We start from the raw sequence: 12276 nt of genomic DNA, 5'->3' as shown, positions 1-12276 counted from the left end.
CAAAGAGGCATAAATGGACTTTCCTGTACTTATCTGTGACGACTCCATGTTGGCGAGAAAGGCGGCACAACGTGCCCTGCCCGTTGACTGGCCGGTGGAACTGTTGTTCGCCGCCGATGGGATGGAAGCGATGGGCATCCTGCGTCAACAACATATCGGACTGTTATTGCTGGATATGACGATGCCGAATATGGATGGCATGGCCGTGCTGGAAGCCATTCGCGAAGAAAAAATTGAAACATTTGTGGTGGTCGTGTCAGCTGACGTACAACCGCAATCTCAGGCGCGTGCTCTGGAGTTAGGTGCATTGGCATTTTTACCTAAACCCATTTCATCCGCTTGTCTGAAGCAGGTGCTAACCGATTACGGTTTATATCGGGTGGCCAAGCGCTTAGCTTCGGCATAATTTATAGCCAAAAAGCTTATTGACATATAGACGTCTATACGGCAGATTGAAGCCATGAACATGAATACTCGTGCTATGACCATGATGACCATTACCACCCTCTTCGAGGTGGTCGCTGGTTAGTGCACGAATGAAAACACAAAGCCCGCGACCCCAAAGGAAGCGGGCTTTTTTTTTCCCCTTCCAAACGTGAGCCGGGCTAAAAGACATCCAACAGGAGCAGCACATGAAGGTTTTGAAATTTGGTGGATCATCCCTGGCAGATGCCAAGCGTTATTTGATGGTCAAGGACATCGTCCTGGATGCCCACCTGACGGACGGCGCAGCCGTGGTGCTTTCGGCACCGAAAGGCGTGACCAATGCTCTCTCAGCATTGGTCGACCAGGCCGTGAGTGGTGAAGATTTTCAGCCTTTATTCGATACCCTCAACACTACCTTAACCGGCATTGCCAAAGATCTTGGCCAGCAGTTGGATAAGTTTAATCAAACAGACTTGCTGCTCTATATCGACAAGACCCTCTCGGAATTACATGAAAATCTGGCCGGTATTCGCCTGCTGCGCTGCTCACCGGATCCGATAACGGCCAAAATCCTGAGTCTGGGTGAATATGTCAGCGTCAGAATTTTCAGTGAAATCATGTTTAACTTTGGTCATGACAACCTGATTATCGACCCCCATACCCATGTGCTGGCTGAAGGGGACTATCTGGATAGCATTGCCGATGTGGCCAAAAGCAAGGCGCGGTTTGCCGATATTCCGCGCCATAAAGAACTGATGCTGATTATGCCGGGTTTTGTGGCCAGTAACGACAAAGGTGAGAAAGTCACCTTGGGGCGCAATGGTTCGGACTATTCTGCGGCTATTCTGGCCGCTTGTATCGATGCCGATCTGTGTGAAATCTGGACCGATGTGGACGGTGTCTACAACGCCGATCCTAATCAGGTGGAAGGGGCAGTGCTGCTCGATAAACTGACCTACCAGGAAGCCATGGAACTGTCTTATTTCGGCGCCAAGGTGCTGCACCCTAAAACCATCGGTCCTATCGCCCAGCACCATATTCCTTGCCTCATTCGTAACACCCTGAACCCTGCCGCGCCCGGCACCTTGATCAGCAACGAACGCAGTGAAATCTGGACCAGCGTTAAGGGGATTTCCCATCTGTCTGATATCACTATGTTTAACGTCGCTGGTCCCGGCATGAAAGGCATGGTGGGCATGGCCGCCCGGGTGTTTGAGGTGATCTCCAACGCCAATATCTCCATTAGCCTTATCACTCAATCTTCTTCTGAATACAGCATCAGTTTCTGTGTACATAGCAAAGATGCCAAACGCGCCCTGACTGCCCTGGAAGAAGCCTTCCATCTGGAGCTGCAGAATCAACTTCTGGAGCCTATCGAGATGCGTCAGGACTTAGCCATCGTTACCCTGGTCGGTGACGGTATGCGCAAAGCCAAAGGCATGGCGGCTAAGTTTTTCGGCTCTTTGACCCAGGCCCGCGTCAATATCGTTGCCATTGCCCAGGGCTCTTCTGAGCGATCAATCTCTTCCGTGATCGATGCCAGCAAAGCCAAAGAAGCGGTAAAGGTGGTACACCAGAATTTTTTTAGCAATCTGCACACCCTGGACGTATTTCTGATTGGCTGTGGCACGGTGGGCAGTGAGCTATTAAGCCAGATTACCCGTCAGCAGAAGCAGTTACTGGCACGCAATATCAGCCTCAAGGTCTATGGCATCGCCAACAGTAACGGCTTGCTGTTGCAAAAAGGCGGCATCGATTTGGAAAATGGCTGGCGTGAGGTGCTTGAGCACAACACCGCGCCTTATTCATTGGAGCGACTCGAGCAGTTCGTACATGACAACAGCCTGGTCAACCCGGTGATTATTGACTGCACTACCAGTACTGAAATCGCCGATCAATATCTGGCCATGATGCAGGCCGGTTTCCATGTGGTCACCCCCAATAAGAAAGCCAATACCGCCGATATGGGCTTTTATGATGCTCTGCGTGACACAGCGCAAAAGACCCGTCGCCAGTTCTTGTATGAAACCACCGTAGGTGCAGGCCTGCCGGTGATCGACAATCTGCAAAAGTTAATCTATGCCGGGGATGAACTGGTGCGCTTTGAAGGTATTCTTTCAGGATCGCTTTCTTTTATCTTCGGTAAGCTGGAAGAGGGCCTTAGCCTGTCTGAAGCTACCCTTATTGCCCGCGAGAAACGCTTTACTGAGCCTGATCCCCGTGACGATCTAAGCGGTATGGATGTGGCGCGAAAGCTGCTGATTATGGCCAGGGAATCTGGTTTGCAACTGGAGCTTAAAGACATCGACATCGAATCTATTTTGCCGGCAGATTTTGATGCCAGTGGTTCGGTGGATGAATTTATGCAGCGCCTTGGTAAATTGGATGAGGTTTACCGTAAGCGCCTCAGTGCTGCCCAGGCCGAAGGCAAAGTGCTACGCTACGTGGGCAGTATCGAAGAAGGGCGCTGCAAGGTCGGTATTCAGGCGGTAGATGCCCGTCACCCCCTGCATGTGGTAAAAGACGGTGAAAATGCCTTGGCCATTCACAGCCTTTATTACCAACCCATACCTTTCGTGATCCGTGGTTATGGTGCGGGTGCGGCAGTTACCGCCGCCGGTGTATTTGCCGATATCCTGCGCACCATGCCGTGGAAACAGGAGTAAAGTCGATCATGGAGTATGAGATGATCCGGGCCTATGCGCCCGCTTCCATTGGCAATGTCAGTTTAGGTTTTGATTTATTAGGTGCCGCACTAAAACCTGTGGACGGCAGTCTGCTCGGCGATGAAGTGGAGGTCAGCCAGGCTGAAAGCTTCAGTCTGTCCATCAAAGGCACCTTTGCCCACAAACTACCTCCCGGGGTGGACGATAACATTATCACCCACAGCTACCATTTCTTCTCTGAGCGTCTGAAACAGCGCGGCAAGCCGGTTGTACCTGTGGCCATGGTGCTGTATAAAAATCTTCCCATCGGCAGTGGTCTGGGCTCCAGCGCCAGTTCCATAGTGGCCGCTTTGCATGGCCTGAATGCCTTTTACGGTGAGCCCTTTAGCAAAACCGAATTGTTAGAAATGATGGGTGAGCTGGAAGGCCAAATCAGTGGCAGTGTGCACTATGACAATGTCGCGCCAAGCTATCTCGGCGGACTGGTGCTGATGGCCCAGGCAGGCGACAAAGTGGCCTTGTCACTACCGGTATTTGATGACTGGTACTGGGTGGTGTGTTATTCAGGGATTAAGGTTTCTACTGCCGAAGCGCGGCGGATATTGCCTAAAACGGTCCCGCTGGCAGATACCCTGACCTTTGGCCGTCAGTTAGGTGTGTTTGTCCATGCCTTGCACTGCGGCGATCGTGCTTTAGCCGGTGCCATGATGCAGGATGTGATTGCCGAGCCATACCGTAAGTCACTGCTGACAGGGTTTGATGAGGCCAGAGCCTTCACTCAGCAACAGGGGGCCATTGCCTTTGGAATATCCGGCTCGGGGCCGACCGTGTTTGCGGTAACAGACAATTTGGACACTGCCAAGCGAATCGAAACCTGGCTTGGCGAGCATTATATACAGAATTCAGAGGGCTTCAGCCGCGTTTGCCGGCTGGATCTTGGTGGTTCACAAGCGTTAAAGGTGTAATTTGCAACTCTTCAATCTAAAAGTGCCCAGTGAAACCGTATCCTTCAGTCAGGCTGTCAAACAGGGCCTTGGCAGTCAGCAAGGGCTGTTTTTCCCCGCTTCGTTACCGGTTTTTGATGATATTGCCGCGCTGTTGGCCATGCCTTTTGCAGCGCGTAGTGCCGAAATTTTGCATCGCCTGATTGGTGACGAAATCTCCAAAGCCAGATTATCAGCCATGGTCGAGCAGGCTTTTAACTTTGAGGCACCTCTGGTGGAAGTGGAAGACAATATTTATTGTCTGGAGCTTTTCCATGGGCCGACTTTGGCGTTTAAGGATTTCGGTGGTCGCTTTATGGCCCAATGCCTGGCACAGCTGGCCAAAGGCGAGAAAATCACTATTCTGACCGCCACCTCCGGCGATACCGGTGCCGCTGTAGCTCATGCCTTCCATGGTTTGGACAATATTCAGGTAGTGATCCTCTATCCCAAGGGCAAAATCAGCCCCTTACAGGAAAAGCTGTTCACCACCTTAGGCGGCAATATCCATACTATCGCCATCGAAGGCGATTTCGACCAATGTCAGCAATTGGTGAAATCCAGTTTTGATGACGGCCATGCCCGCAAGGCGCTGCATCTGAACTCCGCCAACTCCATTAATATCAGTCGCTTGCTCGCTCAAGTCTGTTACTACTTTGAGGCAGTGGCACAATTACCACAAGGAGAGGCACCGCTGGTGTCGGTGCCCAGTGGTAACTTTGGTAACCTTACAGCGGCGATGATTGCTAAGGCATTGGGCTTGCCCATCGGCCATTTTGTGGCAGCCACCAACAGCAATGACACCGTGCCCCGTTACTGGAAATCCGGTGAATGGGCACCGCAGCCTACCCAGGCCACCCTGTCTAATGCCATGGATGTAAGCCAGCCCAATAACTGGCCACGTATTGAGGCCTTATTCCAATATGGTTACCTGGACAAAAGCTGTCTGTCCACCGATGCGGTAGATGAAGAATATACTCAGCTCGCCATGCGTCAGTTGGCCTCTGTGGGCTATATCAGTGAGCCCCATGCGGCGGTAGCGTATAAAGCTCTGAAGCGGGAGTTGGCTGAAGGCCAGCGGGGGATATTTCTGGGTACGGCCCATCCAGCCAAATTCCGAGAGTCAGTAGAGAATGTGTTGGGACAACCCATTAGCCTGCCGCCGGCCCTGGCCGAAGTGGCGGGTAAAGAGGGATTGTCGGTCACCCTGCCCTATGACTACGATAGACTGAAACAACATCTTCTGGAGCGTATTGCCAATGTCTGATTGGCAGACATTGCTGGGTCCTGAGAAACAACAGCCTTACTTTCAGGAAATGCTTACCCGGGTCCAGCGGGAACGTGAAAGTGGCAAAGTGATTTATCCGCCCAAGGCTGATGTATTTAACGCTTTTAAATACACGCCTTTTGAACAGGTTAAGCTGGTGATCCTGGGACAGGATCCCTATCACGGACCGGGACAGGCCCATGGGCTTTGCTTTTCGGTGTTACCCGGTGTGGCCACGCCACCTTCATTGGTGAATATGTTTAAGGAACTTAAGTCGGATATTCCCGGCTTTCAAATTCCTCAACATGGCTGCTTGCAAAAGTGGGCAGAGCAGGGTGTACTGTTGCTGAATACCGTGCTGACCGTTGAACAGGGGTTGGCCCATTCCCATGCCAAGTTTGGCTGGGAGCAGTTTACGGATAGGGTGATCCAGCTGTTAAATGAAGCCGGGCAGGGTATTGTATTTTTACTGTGGGGCAGTCACGCACAGAAAAAAGGCGCCATTATCGATGGCAACAAACATTTTGTGCTAAAGGCGCCTCACCCCTCGCCTCTATCCGCCCATCGTGGTTTCTTTGGTTGTGGGCATTTCTCCAAAGCTAATGAGTTACTCGTAGGGCAGGGAAAGGAGCCCATCGACTGGCAAGTTTAAGGTAGGAGGACATCCCTGGCGAGGCGTTGCCCAGCTCGGACGTCCTCTGTCCTCGCGTTCAGGCCTAGCCGAGCTGTGCGCCCGCGCTCGTCTCGAGACGGCCTTCACCCCTCGCCTCTATCCGCCCATCGTGGTTTCTTTGGTTGTGGACATTTTTCCAAGGCTAACGAGTTACTTGTAGGGCAGGGAAAGGAACCCATAGACTGGCAGGTTTAAGGTAGGAGGACATCCCTGGCGAGGCTTTGCCCAGCTCGGACGTCCTCTGTCCTCGCGTTCAGGCCTAGCCGAGCTGTGCGCCCGCGCTCGTCTCGAGACGGCCTTCACCCCTCGCCTCTATCCGCCCATCGTGGTTTCTTTGGTTGTGGGCATTTCTCCAAAGCTAATGAGTTGCTTGTAGGTCAGGGAAAGGAACCCATCGACTGGCAGGTTTAGGTTAATGCCGGGCTTCCAACAGTTCGCGAAGGGCTTGGGGTAACCAGGCTCTGGCCTTCTCACTAAGCTGTTGCTCACGCTTTTGCCAAAATACCCCAAGGTAAATAACGCCAAGGCCGATCAAGGTCAGTACGATGGGAAATCCCCAGCTTTCTTTGAATACATTCCAAGCCAGTTGACCAAAGTATCCCGCCGCCCCAATAGCACCAAAGATGACAAAGACTCTTCGTACCAGTACTACACCAACCCCAATCATGACTAGATTGATACACAGGTAAATAAACTTGGAAAGCTGGCTGTCGGAGTGTTGCAGCGATAATCCACACCAAAAGGCGATGACGCCGAACAAATAAATCCAAAAAGCATAATCGACGCTTATGCGCGAACGAATATCTATCCAAAAAGCCAGGCCTATCATCAGCAGACCCACATACATGGAGACTAATTTACGAAGCTCCCAATCAACCGGGGTGCCATTTAATAGGGCTGCCAGATCCATGCTCAAATACCATAAGGTGACGGCCAGTGGCATCACCAAAAAGGCATAGCGAAAACGCCATAACAAAGTTGCACCCACCGCCAGGGTGCCTAGTTCCATATACAGCCAGTGCCAGTGCACAATCCGGTGGTATTCCCGGTATTGGCTGTCATCGGGCCAAATCCCCAGCCAATGTTGCAATCCATAGATGGCCAGCGGGGTGAGCACGACCACAAAGGTGGCACAGATACCGGCAGGTATGCTCAGAAACCGCGCTTCAAAGTGCTGGCTCATTTTAAGACCGATACCCGCGTATAGAAGGGAAATAAAAAAAATCCCCGCCCCACCAAAGGTTTCCCAGCCCAGATTCATAAATAAGGTCATGGCGCCGATAGCCAACATGCCACCCAGATAATACAGCACATGGGTAAAATCGAAGCGGGGAGTCTGGTCTTGTCGTTGCTGTAAAAAGCCATACAAGGCGTCGGCCTGGGTCTGTGAAAGGATACTGTTTGCTACTGCATCCTGCAGCAATTGTTTGGAGATCTTCATGGATTATCCGTAATGAAGTGATTCTGATTTGAGCAATACTATGGATGATGGAATGAAATGTCACCACGCCAGACACAAGATTCTTCAGAAAGCCTGAAGAAGAAAACAAAGCTGAATGCGGCGAGTACAGTATCACACCACTTTTCGAGGAATACCCCACCCCAAAACCTGAAATCCTTGAAAAAGCAGGTCTACAGCAATGGGTAAAAGCAGAAAAGCCCTGCGGTGCAGGGCTTTTCAAACTATTCTACAAGTCGGATTCGCTTAATTCGTAATCCAACATTACATCCATATCAGCTAACTCACGGCGAAGTCTGTATTCATCCTGAATGGCTTCGATTTCTCTCCACTTACGCTTCTTGTTCTTGCTCTTGGCGGGACGGGACTCTAAGTCTAACATCGACATCAAATCTGACTGATCCACGGGAGATCTCCTTATTTGTTTACCGCACTTATGGATATACCATAGCCAGCTCGAAAATAGAACAACTCCTTTTACTTTTTATTAACACTTTTTGAAGATTTTATGACAGGTCATAACTCCCTGATTGAATTGATAAAAAATTAATCAATCTGCCAGTCTATTTTGCATAGACTATTCTAGTAATTTAAGACTGAAAACGCCTTTGCGGGCAGATGCACAGGGAGCATGCAGGTCTAATGCAGCCGTATCTTGAAGCGTTGCTTCTTGAAGCGACCAAATCCGATATAATCGACACAGGTAATGTCGCGCAGGCAGAGGAATATATTCTGCAGGTGTTGCTCAGAGGCCTTAAAGTTGAGAGGGCCAGCCTGTGGATGCTGGATTCGGATTCCTCTTGTATGCGATGTGAGCTTTTAATCGATCTCCATCATCAAACCCGCGAAGAAGACACCATTCTCACCCGCCAGCAATATCCTCGCTATTTCGAAGCGCTGGACACCAAACTTATCATTGCCGCAGAAGATGCTAAAACTAACCCCCTGACCTGTGAGTTTACTGAAGGTTACCTTAATCCTTTGCATATTCAGTCAATTCTGGATGCGCCTATTCGCCATCGCGGAAAGATGGTCGGTATTTTATGTTGCGAGCAAATTGGCAAGCAGCGCGAATGGCGCGACGAGGAACTGGATTTCGTTTCCTCAGTTAGTGAACTGGTGTCGCGGATCCTCAGTGCCAAAGAGCGTGATGACTATGCCCGTCAATTGGAAGTCGCCAATCAATCTTTGGAGCAATTGGTGCAGCAACGTACTGCCAGCCTGGAAAAAACGCTGTATACCCTGAAGAAAACTCAGGAGCAGATGGTCGAGAATGAGAAGATGGCGTCTTTGGGTAACCTGGTAGCGGGCGTGGCGCATGAGGTCAATACCCCTTTAGGCATTGCCGTGACCGCCACCAGTTATTGTGAGCATGTGCTCAAGGAACTGCGCACAAAGATGGGAAAACAGTCCCTGACCCGTTCAGCCATGGAGCGTGGTATGGAGGATATGTCGCAAACCTTGCTTCTGATTGGGCAAAACTTGCGTGAGGCGGCTGACCTTATCCAGAACTTCAAAAAAACCGCAGTGGATCAGCACAATCTGGATCTGGTGACTTTTGAACTTAGCGACTATCTGCGCGTGGTGATGTCCAGCCTCACCCCGCTGTTAAAAAGCAAAAATGTTGAGGTGGAGTTGCTTTGCTCAGGTCCGGTCGAGATGCACAGCTATCCAGGCGCATTGGCGCAGATCATGACTAATCTGGTCAGTAATGCCTGCCTGCATGCCTTTGCTGTTCATCGGGGAAATTGTATTTGTGTGCAGATCTTGGCTGAGGAACCTGGGACGGTGCTTATTCGTTGCAAAGACAACGGCGTGGGCATGTCCGAAGATGTGCGAAAGCAAGTATTCCTGCCCTTTTACACCACCAAGCGAGGACGCGGCGGCTCGGGTTTGGGATTGTCTATCAGCTATAACCTGGTAACCGCCAAGTTGGGAGGACAATTAACCGTGGAATCCAAACCTGGCGCCGGGAGTTTATTTACGCTGTCATTGCCCACTCACATACAAGCACGGACCAAAGACCTTGGTCGTTAATGTCCGTTTTGTGCTCTGCGGAATTTCTCAATAAGTTGATTGGTAGAAGCATCGAAGCCCAGGGATGCTTCCCTATCCTGCAATTTATCCAAAATTTGATTGCCCAGCACTTTGCCCAATTCCACACCCCATTGGTCAAAGGAATTGACACCCCAAATCACTCCCTGCACAAACACCTTATGCTCATAAAGCGCGACTAAGGCACCCAATGTTCTGGCATCCAGTTGCTGGAACAACAAGGTGTTGCTGGGTTTGTTGCCGGGCATGGTTTTATGCCTGGCCAGCACCTTAGCGCTTTCCTCGTCCAGTCCTTTGGCACGCAGTTCCGATAGAACCTGTTCATAGGTTTTACCCTGCATCAGGGCCTGGGTTTGACCAAAGCAATTGGAAGCCAGCATGGCATGATGAGTATTGTCCTGATTTGGGACATTCAGTGGCAGCATAAAGTCGGCCGGGATCATCACCTGTCCCTGGTGAATCAACTGGTGGAATGAATGTTGTCCATTGGTGCCTTCGCTACCCCAGATCACCGGGCCGGTAGCATAATCCACCCACTCGCCATCCACGGTCACAGACTTGCCATTACTTTCCATATCCAGCTGTTGCACATAGGCCGGGAAACCGCGTAAATAGTGGTAATAGGGTAATAACACATGGCTTTGTGCACCGAAAAAGTTCACATACCAGACGCCGAGCATGGCCATGATCACTGGCAGGTTCTTCTCTGGCGGGGCGTTTTGGAAGTGACAATCCATTTCGTAGGCCCCTTGCAGCAATTCAAGGTAGTTCTCGAATCCTAACTGCAGGGCAATAGGCAGGCCGATAGCCGACCACAAAGAGTAGCGCCCGCCTACCCAGTCCCACATGGGGAAAATATTTTCTTCGGCAATGCCAAACTCGGTGGCGGCCTTTACATTGGAAGATACCGCCACAAAATGCTTGGCGATATCCGTTTGTTTGGCACCGCTATGCAGAAACCAATCCCTGGCTGTCAGGGTGTTTTGCAGGGTCTCCTGGGTGGTGAAGGATTTTGACGACATCACCACCAGGGTTTCCTGTGCATCGAGGCCTTTAAGCACATCCTGGATATGGCTGCCATCCACATTAGCAACAAAATGCACCTTCACCTTATCCTGCCAAAAAGGTTTAAGTGCCTCCGACATGATTTTGGGACCCAGGAAAGAGCCGCCGATACCAATGCTGACCACATGACGGATGACTTTGCCGGTATAGCCTTTGTGTTCGCCATTGTGAATAGCTTGAGTAAAGGCTTTCATTTTGGCTTGTGTCGCCAACACCTGTGGCATCACGTCCTGACCATCCACATGCCTGGCCTGGCCAGAGAAGTTGCGAAGTGCCGTGTGCAGCACAGCGCGTCCTTCGGTGTGATTGATAACCTCGCCGGCAAACATGGCATCGCGTTTTGCTGCCAGCTGTCTTTCGTCAGCCAGTGAAAATAGCGCGTCCATCACCTGTCGGTTAACCAGGTTTTTGGAGTAATCCAGGTAGAGTCCACAAGCAGATAAGCTAAATGCCTCTGCCCGGGTAGGATCGGCGGCAAACCAGTCGCGCATATGCTGGCCTTTTATGCTTTGGGCCAGCGTAGTTAGCGACTGCCAGGCGACAGATTGGGTCAGGCTGCTCATGGGCTCTCCTTGATAACGTTAGCGATGCAATTTAAAAGAAAGTTTTCAGCATTTGCTCCAGTTTTACCTGGTCAGCGGCAAAACCTCTGATCCCTTGAGCCAGCTTTTCGGTGGCCATGGCATCCTCATTCATCTGCCAACGGAAGGTTTTTTCATCGATACGCTCACCCGGTGTCTTGCTGGCGCCATGATCTTTAAGCTTGATGCTCAGCGGGGCACTGGATTGCGCCAACTGCTCCAGCAGTTCGGGGCTGATGGTCAGGCGATCGCATCCTGCCAGTTCCAGAATTTCGCCGGTGTTACGGAAGCTGGCCCCCATGACCACGGTTTTGTAGCCGTGCTCTTTAAAATAGCCGTAGATTTCGGTGACCGACTTTACGCCAGGATCTTCATGAGGCAGATAGTCTTTCTTATCGGTATTGGCTTTGTACCAGTCAAGAATGCGGCCCACAAAGGGGGATATCAGATAGACACCGGCTTCGGCGCAAGCACGAGCCTGAGCGAAGCTGAACAGCAGGGTCAGGTTGCAGTTGATGCCTTCTTTTTCCAACTGCTCGGCGGCGCAGATCCCTTCCCAGGTGGAGGCGATCTTGATCAGAATACGCTCTTTGCTGACGCCCAGCTTGCCGTACAGCTCGATAAGCTTGTGGGCCTTATCCATGGTGGCCTGGGTATCGAAAGACAAGCGTGCGTCCACTTCGGTGGAAATGCGGCCAGGAATAATATCCAGAATTTCACGACCAATCTTCACTGCCAGCTTGTCGCCTGCTTCGATGATTTGTTGCTCGGGATCGGAAGTCTGTTGCTTGGCATAGGCCACGGCTTCTTCAATCAGGCGACGATACTGAGGCAGCTGAGCGGCTTTAAGCAGCAGGGAAGGGTTGGTGGTAGCATCGACCGGATGATATTTACGGATAGCTTCGATATCGCCGGTGTCCGCTACCACGGTGGTAATTTTCTTTAATTCTTCCAGTTGATTAGCCATATTGCCCTCAAAAATGCTTGTTTAGTTGTAAATTTACAACATTGCTGGGTGGAACTCTAGCGGCGACCGCGGTGTCTCTCGCTTGCGCTGAATCGGGTAGGCCAGTTGAATGGCCTGGGTCTTTAATTTTGACC

At 51.1% G+C, this 12276-nt stretch carries 10 protein-coding genes and 2 pseudogenes; 8 read left to right on the top strand and 4 right to left on the bottom strand.

The genetic code is table 11. From position 1 onward, the window contains the following. Positions 1-13: 13 nt before the first annotated feature. The 7 genes and pseudogenes from P2G88_RS14785 to P2G88_RS14755 form a co-directional block, all read left to right on the top strand. Positions 14-406 (top strand): response regulator, encoded by a 393-nt coding sequence (locus P2G88_RS14785; protein ID WP_275797269.1) that lies wholly within the window; start codon positions 14-16, stop codon positions 404-406. A 226-nt stretch (positions 407-632) separates the two neighbouring features. Continuing rightward, complete coding sequence (thrA, locus tag P2G88_RS14780) at positions 633-3092, top strand: bifunctional aspartate kinase/homoserine dehydrogenase I (RefSeq protein WP_275797267.1); 2460 nt, start codon at positions 633-635, stop codon at positions 3090-3092. 8 nt (positions 3093-3100) lie between these two features. Continuing rightward, positions 3101-4057, top strand: coding sequence for a homoserine kinase (gene thrB / locus P2G88_RS14775; protein WP_275797265.1), 957 nt, complete (start codon positions 3101-3103; stop codon positions 4055-4057). A gap of 1 nt (position 4058) precedes the next feature. Continuing rightward, a complete protein-coding gene (gene thrC / locus P2G88_RS14770) occupies positions 4059-5342 on the top strand; it encodes a threonine synthase (RefSeq protein ID WP_275797263.1) in 1284 nt (427 codons plus the stop codon). A 49-nt stretch (positions 5343-5391) separates the two neighbouring features. After that, the gene (gene ung, locus P2G88_RS14765; protein WP_275797305.1) at positions 5392-5994 is read left to right on the top strand and encodes a uracil-DNA glycosylase; all 603 of its coding nucleotides are present in this window, start codon (positions 5392-5394) and stop codon (positions 5992-5994) included. A 99-nt stretch (positions 5995-6093) separates the two neighbouring features. Further along, positions 6094-6210: pseudogene (locus P2G88_RS14760) on the top strand (uracil-DNA glycosylase); the annotation flags it as partial. A 99-nt stretch (positions 6211-6309) separates the two neighbouring features. Beyond that, a pseudogene (locus tag P2G88_RS14755) lies at positions 6310-6426 on the top strand (uracil-DNA glycosylase); the annotation flags it as partial. A 1-nt stretch (position 6427) separates the two neighbouring features. On the opposite strand, the gene P2G88_RS14750 reads toward P2G88_RS14755, so the two are convergent. Next, positions 6428-7456 (bottom strand): DUF2157 domain-containing protein, encoded by a 1029-nt coding sequence (locus tag P2G88_RS14750; RefSeq protein ID WP_275797262.1) that lies wholly within the window; start codon positions 7454-7456, stop codon positions 6428-6430. 247 nt (positions 7457-7703) lie between these two features. Further along, on the bottom strand, positions 7704-7880 hold the full coding sequence (locus P2G88_RS14745) for a DUF3545 family protein (RefSeq protein WP_275797260.1): 177 nt from the start codon (positions 7878-7880) through the stop codon (positions 7704-7706). Positions 7881-8116: 236 nt separating this feature from the next. Here P2G88_RS14745 and P2G88_RS14740 point away from each other — a divergent pair, with 236 nt between their 5' ends. After that, positions 8117-9511 (top strand): ATP-binding protein, encoded by a 1395-nt coding sequence (locus tag P2G88_RS14740; RefSeq protein WP_275797258.1) that lies wholly within the window; start codon positions 8117-8119, stop codon positions 9509-9511. Here the strand turns inward: P2G88_RS14740 and pgi are convergent. Further along, the gene (gene pgi, locus P2G88_RS14735) at positions 9508-11157 is read right to left on the bottom strand and encodes a glucose-6-phosphate isomerase (protein ID WP_275797257.1); all 1650 of its coding nucleotides are present in this window, start codon (positions 11155-11157) and stop codon (positions 9508-9510) included. The genes P2G88_RS14740 and pgi overlap by 4 nt on opposite strands. Before the next feature lie 31 nt (positions 11158-11188). Next, positions 11189-12142 carry a transaldolase gene (gene tal / locus P2G88_RS14730; protein ID WP_275797256.1) on the bottom strand — a complete coding sequence of 318 codons (954 nt, stop codon included), beginning with the start codon at positions 12140-12142 and terminating at the stop codon, positions 11189-11191. Positions 12143-12276 lie beyond the last annotated feature (134 nt).

Source organism: Aliiglaciecola sp. CAU 1673, assembly GCF_029223185.1.
Taxonomy (GTDB): domain Bacteria; phylum Pseudomonadota; class Gammaproteobacteria; order Enterobacterales; family Alteromonadaceae; genus Bowmanella.
This window is presented reverse-complemented; position numbering and strand designations above follow the sequence as displayed.